We start from the raw sequence: 15,293 nt of genomic DNA on the forward strand, positions 1-15,293 counted from the left end.
TCTTCCCTCATTCGACCCAATTCGCGAGGAAGATCGAAAACACCTTCCGGCCGATCACCCATAGTCTTCCTTTCGCCCCGCAGCATATGCGTTCCGCGGGGGAGAAGGGGATACACGTTGCATCCGAGTTCGATCGCCGCTTTCTGGATGCTGGCGCTCATGTTCATCGTGATCCCCGGTGCCGACTGGGCGTACGTCATCGCCGCCGGTCTTCGCGGCCGGGTGGCGCCCGCCGTCGCCGGGCTCCTCACCGGGCACCTCGCTGCGACGCTCGTCGTCGCCGCCGGCGTCGGCGCGGTGCTCGCCGAACTGCCGTTCGCGCTCACCGCCCTCACGACCGCCGGCGCTGCGTATCTCGTGTGGCTCGGCATCGGCACGCTGCGCGCGCCCGCCGCTCCGGTCACCGCCGACGGCGACCGCGAGGCCTCCGCCTGGAGCTGGTTCGGGCGCGGTGCCGCGGTGAGCGGCACGAACCCGAAGGTGTTCCTGCTGTTCCTCGCGCTGCTGCCGCAGTTCACCGACCCGTCGGCGGTCTGGCCCCTCTGGGTGCAGATCGTCGCGCTCGGGTTCGTGCACGTCGTGACCTGCGCGGTCGTCTACTCGGCCGTCGGTCTCGGCGCGCGCGCCGTGCTTTCGGCGCGACCACGGGCCTCGCGCATCGTCACCCGGCTGTCGGGCGCCGCGATGATCGGCATCGGCGGGTTCCTGCTCGTCGAGCAGGTGCTGCATCTCGCGCAGCAGACGAGCGCCTGATCGATCGGTAGTGTGTGGCGGGATGGACGCTGACGCCACCCGCACCGACCGAGCGCAGCTCGGATCCATCGAGGTCGACGCCTCCGTGCTCGACTCCCCAGGAGAGAGGCTCGCCGAACTCGCCGAGCGGCTCGGGTTCACGTTCGATGGACCGCCGGTGTCGCCTGAGACCGGTTGGCGGGTGCTCCAGCGGGCCCACGGCGAGATCGCCGTCGGAGCACCTCTCGACGACTCTCGAATGTCGTGGCGACTCGGCACAGGGAGCGAGCACGGGGGAGAACCGGTCAGCTTCCATCCCGATCCGCAGCGACGGCGCCCGGGCCGCGCAGAGCGCCGTCGCGGACTCGCGCTGCGCTGGCCCGCGACGTTCGGCACCCTCGACCCGGCCAACCTCGCGATCGACGTGGTGAACACCGGCGACGAGATCTGGCGGCCCGACGGGCAGGACTCGTTCCGCGTCGCAGGCTTCATCGAGACCGGCGACGCGACGAGCAGTGTCGTACTCGGCTTCGCAGGCGGCGGCGAGCCGGCATTCGCGCTCGGGCCGGGGGAATACGCGCGGGTGAAGACGCATATCTCCCCCTCGCAGTGGGTGAACGTCACGGCGGGGGAGCACCGCATCAGAGCGCTTCTCTTCGACCTCGGGCTTCGCTCTCAGGAAACACTCAGAATAACGGTGGATGCCACTGAGCTCGAGCAGCTGCGACCGCAACGCCGAACCGAGGCAGGAGGGGCGGGCGAGGCATCCGAGCACCGTCGACGCATCGCAGAACGACTCGAAATGCTGCGTGCGCTGCAGGCCGCCGGGCGCTCGATCCACGACGTGATCGATGCGATCTCGGCAGCCGATGATCGTGATGACGCCGTCACGAGCGTCGGAGAGTTGCTCGGGTGCGGATCTGGCCGCAGCAGCGGTCGTCGCGGCGTCGCTCGGGCGGTTCGCGCCGCCCGATGTCGAACGGCTCGAACGCGAACTCACCGAACTGGAGCGCGCGATCGCAGCCGACGAGGAGCCGTGATCAGCCGCCGTACCAGCCGAGCGTGCCCCAGTCCTCATCGGTTGTCACGCAGATGGCGGCGACCTCCTGCGTGGCCACGCTGATCTTCTCCACCTGATCGGCCCACTTCGCGGGATCTTCGCTCATGCTGGCGCGCCGGTTGATGACGCGCGATGCATCCTCGAGCGAAGTGATCTGATCCCTCAGCTCCGACTTCTCCAACGCTGCCCCGATCCGTGCGAACTCCCAAGATGCGGTGAAGTAGAGGCCAGGCACGCTCTGCACGCCGAGCTCGGCCTCCGGTGCTTCGGCGATGTTCTGCACGATCGAGATCGGAGCGACGAGTTGCTCGCACGCCACCGCAGCGGCGTCGACCGCGTCGGCCGACGGGAAGGCCGATGCGGGTGGAGTATCGGCGGTGGCTTGCGTGGCGCTGCACGCCGTGAGGCACCCGAGCGCGAGCAGTGCAGCTGAGAGCGAAGCCGCGGCAGAGCGTCGGCGCAAGTTGGACCTCCAGAGGATGAGTGTGCGTTCACATGGGTATGTCCGGTCGAGCCGAAACGGTTCCGTAATCGCCTGACTGCACAGCCTGAGGAACCACAATGAGAGGCATGTCAGCTGATCGCTCCTACATTCGCGTGAAAGCGATGATCGTCGCGCCGAACGCCGACAGCTCTGCCCATCTCGTCAGCAGGAATGCACCAACCAGCGAGAATCCGCTCGGCTTTGACCGGCTCATCGGCGGCAGTGTCGAACTGGGGGAGACGCACAAGGCGGCGATCATCCGCGAGGTCGACGAGGAACTTGGAGCCCGTATCCTCGACCTCACCCATCTCGGCATGATCGAGAGCATCTTTCGGTACAACGGCGAACTCGGCCACGAGATCGTCGCCCTGTACTCTGGCCGCTTGATTCCCTTGCCGGCAGACGAAGACGGCACGCTCACGGAGTCGGACGGCTCTGTGGTTCCTGTTGTGTGGCGACCATTCGATGACGCCGATGTGGCGGTGCCGCTCTACCCGTCGGGAGCGAACGACTGGATTCGCGATCTGCGCTCGTAGGTCCGACGCGCGTTCGATCCCGGCCGTCCGGGTGCGCGCAGATCCGACCCCATCAGGCCCCGCGTATGGAACCGTTCACCAATGCGAGTACTTCTGCGGAACTGCTCGCCATCAGCGTCGGTGCCCACTGTTCCGACCAAGGCCGTCGGTGAGTCACCCACGCCGTCTCCAGGCCTGCTGCCCGCCCTCCCGCCATATCGGCCTCGACGTGGTCGCCGACCATCCAGGCGACTCCGTCCGTCGCAGACATTTCACGTGCAGCCGCGAAGATTCGTGAGTCAGGTTTCTTGAAGCCAAGTTCGCCGGATATGGCACTCCCAGTCACGATCTCGGCAAGGCCCGTTCGCCGAAGCTTCATCCTCTGCTGGTCGGAATCTCCGTTGGTCACAATCACAAGACGTTCACCGATCGAATCCAGTTCGTTGAGCTGCGACATGACTCCGGGGTAGCACTCGATGTAGTCAACGTGTTCGTAGAGCAGTTGAGCCACGAGCCTGTCGACGTCGGTCCCAGTCGGCCCCAACCTGCCGAGGATCATTCCCGCCAGCTCAGCGCGAGGAGTGTATCCGTGTGCGTCAGCATGGATGAGCCATTCGATGTCCGATGCTTCGCCGCCCCACGCCACGACTGCGGCGTCTGCCCATCGCGCGAACGCGGCGTCTCGATCGACGAGAGTGTTGTCAAGGTCGAGGAACACGGCCATGGATGGATCCTATGAGTCCCGGCGAAGCCACACGAAGCATCCTTGTGTCGCGAGTGCGTGGTTGATCGAACTCGCATCGGTTCACTGGGGGAGAGGCTCGCACTCCGAGGGCTCGAGGTCGTTGCTGACGATCGCGCGTCAACACAGTGAAGAATGTCGCCTATGAGCGGTGAGGACGAATGGTGGGAAGTTGTCGACGCCGACGGTGTTCCCGTGGGTTCCACGTTTCGAAGAGGTGCGCCGAACTGGCCTGTCGGTCGTTTCCACGTGATCGTCGCGGTCTGCGTCCAACGTGACGATGGAGCGGTTCTTCTCACCAAGCGGGCCGCGGACAAGAAGGAGTTTCCGCTTGCATGGGAGTTTCCGGGTGGCAGTGCGTGGGCCGGCGAGTCGAGCCGTGAAGCCGCGAGCCGCGAGTTGGTGGAGGAGACCGGCATCGCTGTGACACCGGAGTCCCTCCAGTGGGTCGGCCGAGTGGTTGAAGCGTCAGCCTTGCTCGACTTCTACGTGGCTCGTCGCCCATCCGAAGCGGATGTGATTCTGCAACTCAGCGAGGTCGCGGCCGCCGAGTGGGCGACCGTGCACGAGGTGGGACGTCTGTTGAGCGCGGGGGAGATGGCCGCACCGTGGACCGCCCGCCTGGGTGCGCTCTGGCCGCGTGTTCTCGAGGCGATCGATTCGGACCTCATCAGCTGATCATCTCGACCTCTTGGGCGCGCTGAAACAGGGGAGGAGTCGGCGGAAACGGCGAGCGCATCGCGCCAAGATGGCTCCATGGCAGATGAGCGGGAGAGTGCGGTCGTTGTCGAGCTACCGGAGCTGGACGCGGTTCTCGACGACCACCGGCTTGCGCTCGATCCCTCACGGCGATGGGGGATGCCGGCACATCTCACCTTGCTCTACCCATTCGTGCCGCCAGCAAGCGTAGATCGCGCCGTAGTCTCCAGATTCGAGGGCGTATCGAAGGGACTGCGTCAGTTCGATGCCGAGTTCGACGATTTCGGATGGTTCGCCTACAAGGTGCTTTGGCTCGCACCATCCCGTCCGGAGCCTTTCGAGATTATGATCTCGCGACTGACCGACGCGTTTCCAGAGTTCCCTCCGTACGGTGGAGTGTTCGACGAAGTCGTTCCGCATGTCACGATCGGCGAGGGCGGCGCCCCGGAGCTCTTGCGCACGGCCATGGACGCGATTCGCCCTCAGCTTCCACTGAAGTCGAGCGTCACTTCACTCAGCCTCATGACCGGGACGACGGAACCCGGATCGTGGCATGTCGTCGAGCGAGTGGCGCTCGGCAAGTAGTGAGGCTGGAACTCACATCCGTTCAAGCCGGTAGAGCCTCGAGTTCGTCGACTCGAAGCGACCGGATGTCGCCGTTCGGCCACCCGGCCGGCGAGGTTCGCTAGCGGGTACGGGGACCTCGGCTGTGCCGCCGGGGGATCGACTTACGGGCTTCGGGCCCGCGTATCGTGATCGATGTTCGGCCCGGCTCGCAGCGTTGGCGGCAGGCGATAGATTCGCCCATATGTTGAAGACCCGAACCGGCCGCGCAGCCCTCACCGCGCTGCTGATGCTTCCCCTGCTCACCGGGTGTACCACTGCGGACGATTCGTTCTTGCCCGGCACCGACACGACCCCGAACGCGGCCGCCACAGCGGCCCCCACACCAATCGAAGGGGACGCGGACGGGGACGGGGAGCTTTCGGAGTTCGAGAAGGAGGTGCTCGCGGGGAAGGCCCCCCGCGACATCACGCTTCACGATGGCACCGTCGTCGTCGTGACACCCGGTCAGCCCCTCCCGCAGCCGGTCATCGACCAGATCGTCGCCGACGCGGCGCCCGGTGCGGCCCAGACCCAGACCGACGACGAGTTTGCGCCCATGGCGGGCGAAAGAAGCATCCGCGAGGTCGCAACCACGTACGCGAACGAGATTGGTCGCACCGTCGTCATCGTCTACTGGGGCTTCGGCGCCTGGGGGCACGATCTCCTCGGTCGACGAATCCGGCGGGACGGGGCTAGCAGGCAGCGGCGACCAAGAAGCGATGGTCGCCGCGGCAACCGAGTGGGCTGAATCGCACGACGCCTACGTAGTCGTTGTCGGGTAGTTGCTTTCTGGGAGGCAGAATTGCAAGCGTGGGCTGACCGGTAGAGGCTCGTATTCGAGGGCTTCGAGTTCTCCCCGGTTCGGCCGACCCGGTTAGCCTCGAGGAGTGACTTCAGCGGCATCCACCCTCGCCCGGATCGTGACCGCCATCGACCGCGAGGAACTCGGCGCTTACGGCGTGCATGTACTCATCGGCGACGATGAGGCGCAGCATCGCTGGCGCAGCGACGATCGCGTGAACGTCTACTCCGTGTCGAAGGGCGTAAGCGCACTAGCAGCCGGGATCGCGGTTGACGCCGGGATCCTCGCCCTCGACACCCGCGTCACCGAACTGCTGCCGACCATGCAGCTCGGCGAAGGCGTCGAGCAGGTGACGTTGCGCCACCTGCTCACGATGACGAGCGGCATCGACTTCGAATGGTTCGGCAGCCAGGAGGCACCGTGGCCCGATCTCGCGCAGGAGATGCTGCGCCGCCCCTCGCGCAGTGCGGGCGAGGTCTACCAGTACTCCGATGCGAGCACCTACGTGGCGATGCGCATGCTCGGTGCGGTCGTCGGCGACGTGCGAGACTGGCTCCTGCCGCGGCTGTTCGAGCCGCTCGGTATCCACAATCCGCAGTGGCACCGCTGCCCACTCGGCTGGATCGTCGGCGGCGCCGGCCTCGAGCTGCGAACGGAGGAACTCGCCCGCATCGGCCGCGTGCTGCGCGACCGCGGAGAGTGGCATGGACATCGGATCGTGACCGCCGATTGGGTCGAAGCAATGCACACCGATTGGGTGCCCACTGGGTGGGACGGAGACTCATCGCTCTACGGCATCGCTGCTTGGTCCGGGCCAGGCGAAGGCTGGCGACTCGATGGCCTCTACGGTCAGTACATCTACGTCGACCGAGAACGAGATGCCGTCATCACCATCACAGCGCACGAGGAAACCCGCGACCATCGCCTTGTCCAGATCGCGTCAACGAGCCTGGCAGGCTGAGTTCTCGCATCAGATACAACTCGCACGGGTTTACCGGTAGAGCCTCGTATTCGAGAGCCTCGAGTTCGTCGGCTCGACACGCTGGCAAGAGTAGTGGGGCTGCTCAACGCTCGTCGCTGGGCACGAACTGCACTCCTGATTCGTGCCAATCGTCGCGCTGGCTGCCCGGTATCGTTCATGTGATGATCACGTTGGACTCTCGCCTCGCCACCCCGATGGGGTACGGGGGATGACGGTGTCAGTACCTGCAGCCGCCGTGCTTCTGAACGGCTCGTCTGGCGTTGGAAAGTCCCGAACGCTGCTGGAGCTCGGCGTGCTGCTGGGGGAGCGGAATACCTCGCACGCCCTCATCGATCTGGACCATCTCTCGCTGTCGTGGCCGCGGCCGTCGGATGACCCATGGGGCGGCAGGATCGCTCGCGACAACCTGGCCGCGGTTGCCGGAAACTACCGCGGTAGCGGTATCGACCGGCTTGCAATCGCCCATGTATTCACCGACTGGGCGCATCTCAACGGCTGCCGTGCGGCGCTGGGTGCAGCGTCCGCCGGGGAGATCCCTGTCGTGCGACTGCGCGCGTCGCGGCACGTCGTCGAGCAGAGACTCCGATCGCGCCATGCCACCGAGGCGCCGTGGGAACTTGACGCGTTTCTCGCCGGGTACGAGGGACTCACACGCGCACTCGACGACGTTGGCCTCGACGACCACGTCATCGACGTTGACACCCTGAGTCCGCGAGAGGTCGCCGAGCAGGTTGCCGACATCGCGGGTTGGTAGACGTTGCCGCAGTCGAAATCGACACGGACCCGTTCGTGTACGCGCTTGGGCTGAAGCTTGACGAGCAGACCATCGTCACCGCAGTGATCCCACGCGAGCATCTCGACCATGTCCGGATCGCGTTCGCCACTCGGTCAAGCGCGAAATAGGAGTCCACTAACGGATCCCCGAAACATCGAGCACCCTGGCGCGTTCTCGCATCAGATAGAACTCGCGACAACTAGCCGATAATGCACATTATGTCGGAATGGCTTTTGAGAAGGCTCCCCAGGGGCCACGAATGCCGCCCTTCTGCCGGCGACCAACCTCGACGCTCCCGCCATCGATTGCAGAGTTCGGACGTGTCGCCTTCGGATCACTCGCTGAGCGAGGCATCCTCATGGTTATCGAGTTCACGGGATCCACTCACTTCAGCGCTGCACCACCAGCCAGGTCGTCCTCGTCGGTGATGTGCACGCGGGTTCCGCTGCGGTCGAAGAGGCTCAGAATCTCCGCTGGCGTCTCCCCTACGCCGCCGAACCAATGCGGCGTTCGGGTGTCGAACTCAGCAACCTCCCCCGCCTCGAGGACGAGATCGCGCTTCCCGACGATCAGTCGCACGCTGCCGGCGAGCACGTACAGCCACTCCGAACCGTCATGCGTGCGCAGGGTGCCGGGGCCGGGTTCGATAGGAAGAACCATCTTCCAGGCCTGGACGCCACCGGGATTGCGGGTAAGCGGGATCACGATCCGTCCGTTCCGGCTGCGTGGCCGCAGCTGCACGCGTGGGTCGCCGAACTCGGGCGCGCCGACCAGATCGTCAAGACTCAGCGCATAGGCGCGAGCCAGAGGAAACAACAATTCGAGGCTGGCTCGGCGCTGCCCGCCCTCCAAACGAGAGATCGTACTTGCGGATGTCCCCGCCAGCTCGGCGACCTCGGCGAGGGTCATCCCCCGCCGGGTGCGGATCTGTTGCAATCGCGGGCCGATGCCTTCGAGTGCCGCAGCAAGCTCGTCGTTCGCTTCCATGACTTCAGTCCATCACCCGATTGCAGTTTCCGCAAGATCGATTGCGCTTCCATCTGAGCCGCCGCACTCTTGTCTCATGACACTTGATCAATTCGATGTTGCGGTCGTCGGGGGCGGCGCAGCCGGCCTCAGCGCCGCACTCACGCTCGGAAGGTCCCGCCGGTCGGTCGTGATCTTCGATGCGGGTGAACCGCGCAATGCGCCTGCCGCGGAAATGCACGGTTTCCTGTCCCGGGACGGCCTTGCGCCATCTGAGCTCCTCCAGGTCGGCCGAGGCGAGGTCATCTCCTACGGCGTCCGATTCATCGGGCACACGGCCGCCGCGGTCCGAGGCGACGTCGACACCGGGTTCGTGGTGACCGCCGGCAATGGTACTGAGATCGCTGCTCGCCGGCTCATTCTCGCCACGGGTGTGGAGGACCGACTCCCCGCGATTCCGGGTGCCCGCGAAGCCTGGGGCCGATTCCTGCTGCACTGCCCGTACTGCCACGGCTATGAGGTTCGCGACCGACCGCTGGCGATCTTCGGCGGTCTTCCTGGCGCGGTCGGGCAGGCCCTCCTGATCCGCCAGTGGACGACCGACCTCACCTACGTGACCAACGGGATGGCCCTCGCCGAAGAGGACCGGCACAAGCTCCTCGCCCGTGGCATCGACGTTCGGGAAGGCGCGATCACCGCCCTCGTTCTCGATGGCGGTCGATTCGATGGCATCCGTCTCGACGGTGGGCACACGGTCAGGGTCGATGCCGTCTTCATCCGACCCCCGGCACGGCCGCGCACCGAGCTGATCGCCTCACTCGGCGGGACATTGGATGCGAGCGGCTTCGCCCATATCGATCCATCCGGCCGCACTTCGATTCCCGGAGTGTGGGTCACCGGCAATCTCGTCGATCCGCGCGCGCAGGTCATCACCGCTGCTGGGCACGCCAACGCCGTCGCGATGGAGGTCAACGCGAACCTCGTGGATGACGACGTCCATACCGCCCTGCTCGCCCTCGACTGAATGCTCCGGAAGGCAGACCCATGACCAGCACTCCCCCGTCCATACCGAAGCCGCCCAGCCAGCACGAGCTCGCGCTCATGATCTGGATCGCCGTGGCGCCCACCTTGCTGCTCATCAACCTCGTGCTCGGACCCATGATCGCCGCGCTGCCCGTCGTCCCGCGGACGCTCATCGTCGTCACGATCGCCGTTCCGATCGTGATCTATGTCCTCATGCCGATCCTCCACAAGCTCCGCCGGAGGCTCCACGGTCACCGGCGGCCTTCACACCAGATCGATCAACGGCGCACCCGAAAGCACAGGTGAAGCACCCGGTCGCCCTGAATCACCGCGTGAGGATCCTCCACGAGGTGCGGAGCAGGATCAGAAACATCTGCCACTCCCCCGTTCGGCGCCAGATAACTGGATTGATCTTGTGAGAGCTCCGGGGCACGTGATGTGCCGGAGGTCGTATCGATCCGTGGTCCGCTTCGGGGTACCGTCCAGTAGGGCGCCACGCGCTGGAAGGCTGTGATCTGAATGCCTGTGAACGGCAAGTGGGGAAACGATATGCGGAATGACGTGCCCGGAGTCTCCGAGGCGGTGACGACCGAGTTGCATGCGCGGTTGCTGGAGCGGGGAAGTGTGTTGGCGTCCGCCGAGGCGCTCGACGGCGGGCTGGACTTTCAGGTCCAGTCGATCCTTGGAGAGGTCTTCTCGCAGTTGGGCGGCGTCGTCGAATCGCCGCCGGTCGCGGTTGAGTACAGTGACCCCGAGGCGTTGAGCGCGCACGGTCAGCGGTCCGCCGAGTTGGACATCGACCCGTCGGAACCGCTGATGGCCGCAGAGGTGCTTTTCGGCGTGGCGTTGCCGCTCGTTGCAGACGCCGTCGCTCAGAGGTCGGGCCAGCGACGGGACTTGGATGTCGCCCGAGCGTTGCATCATGCGATCTGGCGACGGTTCCCACCCGGTGCCATCGCCTACGTGGAAGTGCTTCGGAATCAGCTGCGGTCGTCCGACCGCGAAGCGCGGTTGCGTCTCGCGCGCGAGCTGCACGATCGGATCGCCCACGGCATTGCGGCCGGCGTGCAGCGGTTGGAAGCGGCCCAGCTACGTCGAACGGATCAGGACGTCGAGACAGCAATCAGGGTCCTCCGCGGTGCGCTCGCAGACACTCAGGACATCGCCGTCGACCTCCGAGCACAAGTCGGCGATAAGGATCTGGCTGAAGCGCTCGAGGACTACGCCTACGCGACGGGCGGGCATGACACGCTGCCCATTCACGTCACGCAGGTCGGTGCAGTCAGGCCGCTGAGCGACCTTGCTCGCGAGGAGTTGTTCACGATCGTCGCCGAAGCGACCCGCAACGCGCGCACCCACGCCCAGCAGGCGACCGCGGTACAGGCGCGTCTCGAGTGGTCGCCGACAGAGCTGCACATCAAGGTCACCGACGACGGGCTCGGGTACACCGACGACACTCACGGACCCACTTCGCTCGGGCTTCGCGGGATGGCCGAGCGTGCTGGCCTGATCGGAGCGACGGTGGAGTTCCTTTCCGCCGCGGGCGCCGCGGGCATCCGGCTCAGGTTGCCGTTCGTCGGCCGGAGCTCGGCGTGACGGGTGTGGCATCCGTGACCGTGGTCATCGCGGACGACCACGAACTCTTCCGAGAAGGGTTGCGGGCGATGCTCACCGCCGCCGATGGAATCCAGGTCGTCGGGGAGGCTGCGACGCACGATCAGGCCTATGAGCAGGCGATCGCTGCCCGGCCCGACGTACTGCTACTTGATGTCGAAATGCCCGGCATCCCAGTGCTGTCGACGATCAGCCGGGTCCGAGCCGAGGCTCCGGACACGCGGATCCTCATCGTCACGATGCACCGGGACCGAGTCCTCGCGAATCACCTGCGCGCCGCGGGTGCGGCCGGGTTCGTATCGAAGTCGGCTCCGGCCAGCGAGCTGGTCGACTCGATCCGCTCTGCGACCGACATTCCGGACACCGATCGCCGGCCAGCGCTCATCGCCTCGATCCTGTCACTGCGTGAGAAGGAAGTGATGCGGCTGATCGCGCAGGGCCTGTCCAACGAGGAGATTGGGCGGTCGTTGTCGATCTCGGTCGGCACGGTCAAACGCCACAACACCAACATCTTCACCAAGCTCGGCGCGACCTCGCGCACCGATGCCGTGGGGAAAGCATCGCGGCTCGGCGAGATCGAATCACCGCGCTCATGAATGAGCCGCCGTCTGATCCGGTCTGGCACACAGGGGGTGGCGTTGCCACAGGCACACGTTCGGCTCAGCCTGCATTGCTGTCTGCTGGATCGGGTCGTGCTCGTCGGGCCATCCGCTGGGCAGCGATGGCGACCGCCGGAGCCTCTGTGAGTGCGCTGCTCATCTTGGAACAACTCCAGCGCCCCGGGTTGCACGTCGTCCTGTTCTCGGTGGATACCTCCCAGTGGCGAGCCATCCTTCACTTCGTCTTCCTCGGCTCGGCGTGTGTGGCGGCGGCGACGATCGCGCATCAGCTGACCAGAGGGCCGCGGAGGCTGGAACGCGCCGCCGGATGGGCGATCGGCCCGATTCTCATCTTGTGCGGAATCGCGATCGGCCTCCTCTTCCTTCTCTTCATCGCGATCGCGTCGGTCGGGCAGTACGTCACGGTCACGGCAGACGACGGGACGCAGTTTCTAGTCCGCGCAATGACGTGGCATCACACCAGCTACACCGTTCTCGAGCCTGGCGAGGAATGGGGCCCGTGGTACTCGGACGGCGCATCGATACTCACTGACAACCCCAACGACGCGCTCGCGGATGGCGAGTACGTCCTGCAACGAACGCCGAGTGGCTACCGCCTGACATTCGATTCGGCGCGTGGAGACGGCCGCTCGTACGAACTCGAGTGGTGAACCGCGGACATCGCACGGGCTGCTCGGGCAGGTGGAATGTTGCGAAGGTCGTATCGACCCGCCGACCGGCCCCGACGTACGTTACCCGTAGCCCTACTGTCACTGACCGGAGATGAGACGACGTGAAACCCTACGCCGCCGCAGTGCCCGATCGCAACGTTCCGCTCGTGGATCCGACCGCGATCAGCATGCCACCACACACCTCGATCGATATCACCGCCTATCTTCCGGCTGCCGACAGCGAACCGACCGCATGAAGCACATGAGGCACGCGAACGAACGAGCGGCGCTGGCGATCGTGCTGACCGTGCTCGCGCTCGCTTTGACGGCCTGCACGGCGAGCCCAGGAGCGAGCGCACCCGGGGGTACCCAGGCAGCGGAGACGACATCTCCCGCCGGCGCCGAATCGATGCCGCCTGGTGCCGACGACCGGCACCTGTGCGGCCAGGTGAGCGCGCTCGAGGGCATCCGGTATCGCTCCGGCTGGGAGCACGACCAGGGTTTGATCGATGATGTCGAGTACGCGTCACGGGTGGCTGCCATCGAGGACGGCTGGAAGACCATGGTCGTCGGAGGCACCGAGGTGTCACCGGCCATCAAGGACGCGCAGCGAGCGCTCTCCTCCGGCGGCACCGGCTACGCGAACACGGAGTTCCAACGTGCCGTGGGCGAGGTTGCGACCGCGTGCGACGATGCCGGCTCGCTCATTTCGGTCAGCGCCCTGCCCGGGCAGGGTGGTTGAGCCGATGCCCGCGGCCCCGACGGAGACCGGCGCACGACGCCAGCGAGCTCGCCGGATTCTCGGCCCTCTCCTCACGGTTGTGCTGAGCTGCATGGCCTTGCCGATCAGCCTGATGGCGATGTTCGGACTCTCGATGAGCCTGAACGACTACGACACCAGCGGTCAGGGTGGTCCGTTCCGGAACTGCACGGCAGATTCCACGGAATGCTCGGGAGTGAACCTGGCAGGGATCGTGCTCAGCAGTGCGGTGCTCGTTGGCATCGCGGTCGCCATCGGCTTCGCCGGACAGGCCACCGCGGCGTTTCCCTCAAGACTGATCGGACGAATTGCGCTGACCGCATTGAGCGCAGTCGTGACCCTGGCGGGCATGGTGCTCATCTGACACGGCCTCACAGAGCCCGGGTTCTGACCCGCCTACTCGATGCCGCCGCATGTTGCTCGCAAACCGGGACGCCCGGCTCACGTAGTCGCAGACAGGACTTCCAATGGAGAGGGGGCTTGAGCCTTTGAGCGAACCGCAGCGGCAGGAAGGCGTTGCCTTCTTTTCGGCCGCGTTCGCCCTCGCTGCCCCTCTTGTAGCGCTGAGCGGCTTCTACGCCCTACTCATTCCATCAATTGCTTCATACCACTCTGCGAGCGCTCAGATTGATGATGCTCGATCGATATACGCCCCGTCGATTGTCATCTATGGAGCGGCTCTTCTCTTCGTTGGCTTTCCGTTTGTACAGGGCACGACCTCTGCGATCGCACCCACGTCTCGCAGCTTGATCGCTTCGATATTCACTGTGACCGTAGCCGCGGCAGTTGTGCTCTTGACGTTTCATTCTCTCTGGGGAGCGGCCGCGATGTCCCCGACGATTGGGGCGCAAGCGGCCTCTTGGGATGCGTTGGTCTCCCGACTCCCCCTGAATTCGGCCACAGCGTGGGCAGTGGCCGTCATCCCAGTCCTTGCCTGGTACGGGTTCTGTTGCTCCGTCCTGCTGTCCAGGAGCACGACCGGCCGTCGGCGGCAGCGAGCGCATGCAACCGCTCTTGGCTGCGCAGTTGTACTTGGACTCGCCAATGTCGCGCTCATTGCGACGATCTCTGTTCAATTCAGTTCGACGTGGTGAGACCGGGTGTCAATTGATCGCAGGTCCTTCTCGACCGTTCGCCGGTCCCCACCGGTGCTACTCGACAACTACGACGTAGGCGTCGTGGGATTCCGCCCAGCCGGTGGCCGCGGCGACCATCGCGTCTTTGTCGCTGGTGCCTGCTAGCCCGGTCCCGCCGGATTCGTCGACGGAGGAGACCGTGCCCCACGCACCGAAGCCCCAGTAGACGATGACGACGGCGCGACCGAACTCGTTCGCGTATGAGGTTGCCACCTCGCGGATGCTTCTGATTCCCGCCATGGGCGCAAACTCGTCGTCGGTCTGTGCCGGGGCTGCGCCGGGCACCGCATCTGCGACGATCTGGTCGATGACCGGCTGCGGGAGGGGCTGTCCGGGTGTCACGACAACGACGGTGCCATCGTGAAGGGTGATGTCGCGGGGTGCGTTCCTCGCGAATACCTGCTTCTCGAACTCGGAGAGCTCGCCGTCCTCGTCCGTGTCCCCTTCGATCGCAGCGGATGCGGCCGTGTTCGGGGTCGTGGCGGTGTCGGGCAGGGACGAGGCGTCCACAGTGGCACAGCCGGTGAGCAGGAGGAGGGTCAGCAGCGCGGTGAGGGCGACGCGGCCAGTCGGGGTCATCATTCGGCGAATCTATCGCCCGCGGCCAACTCTGCAAGCGGGCGACGCAATCAGGGCGTTCCAGACGATCACGGAGCATCGACGTCCCAGTTGGCGCGATGCGCGCGCTTGCCGGTGGCGTGAGAAAGCCCCGCCGGCGCACTATGGCTGGCGCGTCAGTTCGACCGTGAATCACAGGGCAGGCTCGACTGCGACCACTACGAAGACCGGCTCGGGTCGAGCTCGTGCGGACGGGAGCGCGGCCGCTGAGAAGCACCTTCGCGGCAGTCGGCGCCCAGCTCGCGTTGCACGCGACCTTCGCCGTGGCCACGGCGCCGAGGTGCCTGACGATTCCCAGCACCGTGAGCGCGGTGCGAGCGCATGCAGCCGATCTCAGCTGCGCTGCTGTGCTTGGTCTCGCCGAATGTCGCGCTCATCGTGACGATCTGCTGAGTTCAGTTCGGGTTGGTGAGACCGGAATGTCGACTGCGTTGCTCAGGCCGGATGCGGCGGTTCGTGCTGTGCCTGAGCGAGCCAGTAGTCTCGGCGGCCCAACCCGAGAACAGCGG

Annotated in this window: 20 protein-coding genes; 16 read left to right on the top strand and 4 right to left on the bottom strand. The window is 65.6% G+C overall.

What is annotated here, in order from left to right; all coding sequences use genetic code 11:
* The first annotated feature begins 117 nt into the window (after positions 1-117).
* Both ACFVTX_RS17575 and ACFVTX_RS17580 read left to right on the top strand, forming a co-directional pair.
* The gene (locus ACFVTX_RS17575) at positions 118-753 is read left to right on the top strand and encodes a LysE family translocator (RefSeq protein ID WP_386902410.1); all 636 of its coding nucleotides are present in this window, start codon (positions 118-120) and stop codon (positions 751-753) included.
* An 857-nt stretch (positions 754-1,610) separates the two neighbouring features.
* Positions 1,611-1,772, top strand: coding sequence for a hypothetical protein (locus ACFVTX_RS17580; RefSeq protein ID WP_386902412.1), 162 nt, complete (start codon positions 1,611-1,613; stop codon positions 1,770-1,772).
* On the opposite strand, the gene ACFVTX_RS17585 is transcribed toward ACFVTX_RS17580, so the two are convergent.
* Positions 1,773-2,075, bottom strand: coding sequence for a hypothetical protein (locus tag ACFVTX_RS17585; protein ID WP_386902414.1), 303 nt, complete (start codon positions 2,073-2,075; stop codon positions 1,773-1,775).
* A 287-nt stretch (positions 2,076-2,362) separates the two neighbouring features.
* Here ACFVTX_RS17585 and ACFVTX_RS17590 point away from each other — a divergent pair, with 287 nt between their 5' ends.
* On the top strand, positions 2,363-2,812 hold the full coding sequence (locus ACFVTX_RS17590) for an NUDIX domain-containing protein (RefSeq protein ID WP_386902416.1): 450 nt from the start codon (positions 2,363-2,365) through the stop codon (positions 2,810-2,812).
* Between the two features lie 52 nt (positions 2,813-2,864).
* Here the strand turns inward: ACFVTX_RS17590 and ACFVTX_RS17595 are convergent, their stop codons facing one another.
* Complete coding sequence (locus ACFVTX_RS17595; RefSeq protein WP_386902418.1) at positions 2,865-3,515, bottom strand: HAD family hydrolase; 651 nt, start codon at positions 3,513-3,515, stop codon at positions 2,865-2,867.
* Between the two features lie 162 nt (positions 3,516-3,677).
* On the opposite strand from ACFVTX_RS17595, the gene ACFVTX_RS17600 reads away from it, so the two are divergent.
* From ACFVTX_RS17600 to ACFVTX_RS17620, 5 genes are all read left to right on the top strand, one after another.
* Positions 3,678-4,211 carry an NUDIX domain-containing protein gene (locus tag ACFVTX_RS17600; protein WP_386902420.1) on the top strand — a complete coding sequence of 178 codons (534 nt, stop codon included), beginning with the start codon at positions 3,678-3,680 and terminating at the stop codon, positions 4,209-4,211.
* Positions 4,212-4,289: 78 nt separating this feature from the next.
* Entirely contained in the window at positions 4,290-4,817 is a 528-nt protein-coding gene (locus ACFVTX_RS17605; RefSeq protein ID WP_386902422.1) for a 2'-5' RNA ligase family protein, read from the top strand.
* 223 nt (positions 4,818-5,040) lie between these two features.
* A complete protein-coding gene (locus ACFVTX_RS17610) occupies positions 5,041-5,586 on the top strand; it encodes a hypothetical protein (RefSeq protein WP_386902424.1) in 546 nt (181 codons plus the stop codon).
* Between the two features lie 139 nt (positions 5,587-5,725).
* On the top strand, positions 5,726-6,601 hold the full coding sequence (locus tag ACFVTX_RS17615; RefSeq protein WP_386902426.1) for a serine hydrolase domain-containing protein: 876 nt from the start codon (positions 5,726-5,728) through the stop codon (positions 6,599-6,601).
* Positions 6,602-6,830: 229 nt separating this feature from the next.
* Positions 6,831-7,376, top strand: a complete 546-nt coding sequence (locus ACFVTX_RS17620) for a hypothetical protein (protein WP_386902427.1) — start codon at positions 6,831-6,833, stop codon at positions 7,374-7,376.
* A gap of 405 nt (positions 7,377-7,781) precedes the next feature.
* On the opposite strand, the gene ACFVTX_RS17625 is transcribed toward ACFVTX_RS17620, so the two are convergent.
* Positions 7,782-8,384 (bottom strand): helix-turn-helix domain-containing protein, encoded by a 603-nt coding sequence (locus ACFVTX_RS17625; RefSeq protein ID WP_386902429.1) that lies wholly within the window; start codon positions 8,382-8,384, stop codon positions 7,782-7,784.
* A 76-nt stretch (positions 8,385-8,460) separates the two neighbouring features.
* Here ACFVTX_RS17625 and ACFVTX_RS17630 point away from each other — a divergent pair, with 76 nt between their 5' ends.
* From ACFVTX_RS17630 to ACFVTX_RS17665, 8 genes are all read left to right on the top strand, one after another.
* Complete coding sequence (locus tag ACFVTX_RS17630) at positions 8,461-9,387, top strand: NAD(P)/FAD-dependent oxidoreductase (RefSeq protein ID WP_386902431.1); 927 nt, start codon at positions 8,461-8,463, stop codon at positions 9,385-9,387.
* A gap of 20 nt (positions 9,388-9,407) precedes the next feature.
* Complete coding sequence (locus tag ACFVTX_RS17635; protein WP_386902433.1) at positions 9,408-9,692, top strand: hypothetical protein; 285 nt, start codon at positions 9,408-9,410, stop codon at positions 9,690-9,692.
* A 213-nt stretch (positions 9,693-9,905) separates the two neighbouring features.
* A complete protein-coding gene (locus ACFVTX_RS17640) occupies positions 9,906-10,982 on the top strand; it encodes a sensor histidine kinase (RefSeq protein WP_386902434.1) in 1,077 nt (358 codons plus the stop codon).
* Positions 10,983-10,996: 14 nt separating this feature from the next.
* Positions 10,997-11,596, top strand: coding sequence for a response regulator (locus ACFVTX_RS17645; protein ID WP_386902436.1), 600 nt, complete (start codon positions 10,997-10,999; stop codon positions 11,594-11,596).
* Positions 11,597-11,742: 146 nt separating this feature from the next.
* On the top strand, positions 11,743-12,270 hold the full coding sequence (locus ACFVTX_RS17650; protein ID WP_386902438.1) for a hypothetical protein: 528 nt from the start codon (positions 11,743-11,745) through the stop codon (positions 12,268-12,270).
* Positions 12,271-12,392: 122 nt separating this feature from the next.
* Complete coding sequence (locus ACFVTX_RS17655; RefSeq protein WP_386902440.1) at positions 12,393-12,527, top strand: hypothetical protein; 135 nt, start codon at positions 12,393-12,395, stop codon at positions 12,525-12,527.
* A gap of 5 nt (positions 12,528-12,532) precedes the next feature.
* Complete coding sequence (locus ACFVTX_RS17660; RefSeq protein WP_386902442.1) at positions 12,533-13,012, top strand: hypothetical protein; 480 nt, start codon at positions 12,533-12,535, stop codon at positions 13,010-13,012.
* Positions 13,013-13,103: 91 nt separating this feature from the next.
* The gene (locus ACFVTX_RS17665) at positions 13,104-13,394 is read left to right on the top strand and encodes a hypothetical protein (RefSeq protein ID WP_386902444.1); all 291 of its coding nucleotides are present in this window, start codon (positions 13,104-13,106) and stop codon (positions 13,392-13,394) included.
* Positions 13,395-14,181: 787 nt separating this feature from the next.
* On the opposite strand, the gene ACFVTX_RS17670 is transcribed toward ACFVTX_RS17665, so the two are convergent.
* A complete protein-coding gene (locus tag ACFVTX_RS17670; protein ID WP_386902446.1) occupies positions 14,182-14,748 on the bottom strand; it encodes a hypothetical protein in 567 nt (188 codons plus the stop codon).
* Positions 14,749-15,293 lie beyond the last annotated feature (545 nt).

Source organism: Agromyces sp. NPDC058136 (assembly GCF_042884375.1).
Taxonomy (GTDB): domain Bacteria; phylum Actinomycetota; class Actinomycetes; order Actinomycetales; family Microbacteriaceae; genus Agromyces.

What these genes read in the sequence shown, in the direction of transcription:
- ACFVTX_RS17580 (WP_386902412.1), top strand. Translation starts at nt 1,611, where the DNA reads ATGACGCCGTCACGAGCGTCGGAGAGTTGCTCGGGTGCGGATCTGGCC.
- ACFVTX_RS17590 (WP_386902416.1), top strand. Translation starts at nt 2,363, where the DNA reads ATGTCAGCTGATCGCTCCTACATTCGCGTGAAAGCGATGATCGTCGCG.
- ACFVTX_RS17595 (WP_386902418.1), bottom strand. Translation starts at nt 3,515, where the DNA reads ATGGCCGTGTTCCTCGACCTTGACAACACTCTCGTCGATCGAGACGCC.
- ACFVTX_RS17600 (WP_386902420.1), top strand. Translation starts at nt 3,678, where the DNA reads ATGAGCGGTGAGGACGAATGGTGGGAAGTTGTCGACGCCGACGGTGTT.
- ACFVTX_RS17605 (WP_386902422.1), top strand. Translation starts at nt 4,290, where the DNA reads ATGGCAGATGAGCGGGAGAGTGCGGTCGTTGTCGAGCTACCGGAGCTG.
- ACFVTX_RS17610 (WP_386902424.1), top strand. Translation starts at nt 5,041, where the DNA reads ATGTTGAAGACCCGAACCGGCCGCGCAGCCCTCACCGCGCTGCTGATG.
- ACFVTX_RS17620 (WP_386902427.1), top strand. Translation starts at nt 6,831, where the DNA reads ATGACGGTGTCAGTACCTGCAGCCGCCGTGCTTCTGAACGGCTCGTCT.
- ACFVTX_RS17625 (WP_386902429.1), bottom strand. Translation starts at nt 8,384, where the DNA reads ATGGAAGCGAACGACGAGCTTGCTGCGGCACTCGAAGGCATCGGCCCG.
- ACFVTX_RS17630 (WP_386902431.1), top strand. Translation starts at nt 8,461, where the DNA reads ATGACACTTGATCAATTCGATGTTGCGGTCGTCGGGGGCGGCGCAGCC.
- ACFVTX_RS17635 (WP_386902433.1), top strand. Translation starts at nt 9,408, where the DNA reads ATGACCAGCACTCCCCCGTCCATACCGAAGCCGCCCAGCCAGCACGAG.
- ACFVTX_RS17640 (WP_386902434.1), top strand. Translation starts at nt 9,906, where the DNA reads ATGCCTGTGAACGGCAAGTGGGGAAACGATATGCGGAATGACGTGCCC.
- ACFVTX_RS17660 (WP_386902442.1), top strand. Translation starts at nt 12,533, where the DNA reads ATGAGGCACGCGAACGAACGAGCGGCGCTGGCGATCGTGCTGACCGTG.
- ACFVTX_RS17665 (WP_386902444.1), top strand. Translation starts at nt 13,104, where the DNA reads ATGGCCTTGCCGATCAGCCTGATGGCGATGTTCGGACTCTCGATGAGC.
- ACFVTX_RS17670 (WP_386902446.1), bottom strand. Translation starts at nt 14,748, where the DNA reads ATGATGACCCCGACTGGCCGCGTCGCCCTCACCGCGCTGCTGACCCTC.